The organism is Massilia scottii (assembly GCF_030846495.1).
GTDB classification, from domain to species: domain Bacteria; phylum Pseudomonadota; class Gammaproteobacteria; order Burkholderiales; family Burkholderiaceae_D; genus Telluria_A; species Telluria_A violaceinigra.
The window spans coordinates 1-1,579 of record NZ_JAVCWM010000067.1 but is presented as its reverse complement, the minus strand read 5'-3'; the positions used below and the strand labels follow the sequence as shown (position 1 = coordinate 1,579).

At 56.1% G+C, this 1,579-nt stretch carries 1 protein-coding gene and 1 pseudogene; both read left to right on the top strand.

Annotated features, from left to right (window positions below; genetic code table 11):
* Window positions 1–402 precede the first annotated feature (402 nt).
* Window positions 403–600, top strand: coding sequence for a hypothetical protein (locus RBA41_RS33280; RefSeq protein ID WP_306628627.1), 198 nt, complete (start codon window positions 403–405; stop codon window positions 598–600).
* A pseudogene (locus tag RBA41_RS33565) lies at window positions 593–1,353 on the top strand (GGDEF domain-containing protein). The gene RBA41_RS33280 and the pseudogene RBA41_RS33565 overlap by 8 nt, the downstream one beginning before the upstream one ends.
* The last annotated feature ends 226 nt before the right edge of the window (window positions 1,354–1,579 follow it).

Genomic DNA, 1,579 nt, shown 5'->3' with positions numbered 1-1,579 from the left:
TACTACCGCGCCTCCTTGGAGGCGGCCTCAACTGCCTGCTAACTACTTGATTTCGTTAACCCTTTCATTGGGGAGGCGAACTATAGCAAAGGCCCAGAGGTTTGACAAGGTGGATGTCGCATTTACTTTGGCCGGTAACCTATCAGCGGCTGCCATTGTTCTCGCCGCATGCCAAATCGCTCCTCACCCACCCGCAGCCGGCGCAGCAATTTGTACCACTTCATGAATCCCGGTGCATGTGTGCCTAAACCTACGCACAGTGGCGGTATGCATTGCGATACAGCAATTACATCGCTACCCTGTAATTACGCGCGGTATCTGATCCGCCCCGACGACTACATAGCGAACTGCCTCTTTAACATGAAATTCCCTTCTCGCGCCCTCCCCCGTATGGAAACGCTCGTGATCGGATTGATCGTGCTCACTGCAACGCTGCTCGTCTGGCAACACTTGGGAATGGAAAGAGTCATGGAATTTTCCGCCGCCAGTGGGCGGCCGGTTGAGCTTTTGGACGATCGCCTGCAACAAGGCGGCGGCGTCGCAAAGCTTACGCGCCGGCCCGATGCGCTGATCATGGATTGCGATCTGCGATATGCGTAACGATAACGTCACGACATCCGACTTATCGGTTGGCGCGCGTGATACCGAGGGACGCCATCGCGTGAAGTTAAGATCACTGAAATTCCATGGAAAGCTCATCAGCCAGAACCGCTTGCTTCTGGTATTGGTGGGAACGTGGAACGGGTGTGCCTTGATGTGGCTGGGCTTAGCTCTCCGTCATTCCCGATCGCAGCTCAGTAATAGCACGACACGACTCGCCTTACTCAGCAAAGTGAATGAGGCTCTGGAGCTGGAAACACGTGAGCTGGCCGGCCAGGCCTACACCGATCCGCTCACCCAGGTTCTGAATCGGGACGGCTTACGCGCTGCGCTGATGGAAAAGTGGCAGCGTCCCGATGCGTCACATGAGCAGTTCGCGGTAGTGTATGTCGATATCGACCATTTAAAAAGGTGAACGATACACATGGCCATAGTGTCGGCGATGAGGTGTTGTGTGCTTTCGCTGCTGCGATACAACGTGGAATTCGCGCAAGCGACAAGCTCGCGCGTTGGGGCGGCGAGGAATTCTTGATCATTTTCCCCGGTACCAAGGCGGCCGATGCTCATCTATTAGCGGAGAAGCTGCGCGAAGCATTGAGTTATCAGATCTGGCCGCACGGCCTCCGGGTTACCGCGTCTTTCGGAGTGACGGCCCTCCAGCCGGGGGAAGTCATCGGCGACGCGATCAAGCGCGCCGACAGTGTCCTTTACCAAGCCAAATCGAACGGCAGGAACTGCGTGCGAGTTGCTTGAGCCGGCGACGCTCAATCCGCACCGAATCGACCTGATACCATGTTGGACATTGCTTTTTCGGCCAAGGCCGGAGGGCGCCCCGTGCCCTATTTCACCGACTTGATGGTGCAATAGTGCGAAGGTTGACACCATGCGATACCAGCATTTCGAGAGCCTGCCGGCCAAGTGCCCCCAGTCTGAAGAGGCATCAGGTGATTTGAGATTACCTGGTGATGAACACGTCCAA